The organism is Streptomyces sp. RP5T (assembly GCF_003933965.1).
Lineage (GTDB): Bacteria > Actinomycetota > Actinomycetes > Streptomycetales > Streptomycetaceae > Streptomyces.
Genome location: NZ_RSAJ01001276.1, coordinates 1 through 469, shown reverse-complemented (window position 1 = coordinate 469; position 469 = coordinate 1). Strand labels below are relative to the sequence as shown.

Sequence of the window (469 nt, the reverse complement as noted above, 5' to 3'; positions counted from 1 at the left end):
GCCGTGGTTATGCCGAGCAGGGGCATGTGGACGCGATCACCGTCACGCCCGGCCTCGTGCTGGCGTACGTGCGGGGGAGCCGCGCCCGGCCGTACCGCGTGCAGGTGCGGTTGCGGACGCTCGCGGACGCCGACTGGGACCGCTTCCTGGATCTGGCCGCCGACCGGACCGGACACATCGCCGCACTGCTCGACAAGGAGATGCCGCAGGCGCTGGCCGAGTGCGGAGTGCCGCTGCTGCCCGGCCCCGGCGATCTCGAACCGCAGTGCAGTTGCCCCGACCGGGGCCACCCCTGCAAACACGCCGCCGCCCTCTGCTACCAGACGGCCCGTCTGCTCGACGCCGACCCCTTCGTCCTCCTCCTGCTGCGCGGCCGGGGCGAGCGCGAGCTCCTCGACGCCCTGTCCCGCCTCAGCGCCGCCCGAGCGGCCCGTGCCGCCCAGGGACGGGAGCCGGCGCCGCTGCCCGG

1 protein-coding gene is annotated in these 469 nt (G+C 75.5%); it reads left to right on the top strand.

What is annotated here, in order from left to right:
• Positions 1-26: 26 nt before the first annotated feature.
• On the top strand, positions 27-469 hold a 443-nt coding region (locus EHS43_RS45800), incomplete at its 3' end, for an SWIM zinc finger family protein (RefSeq protein ID WP_260471047.1).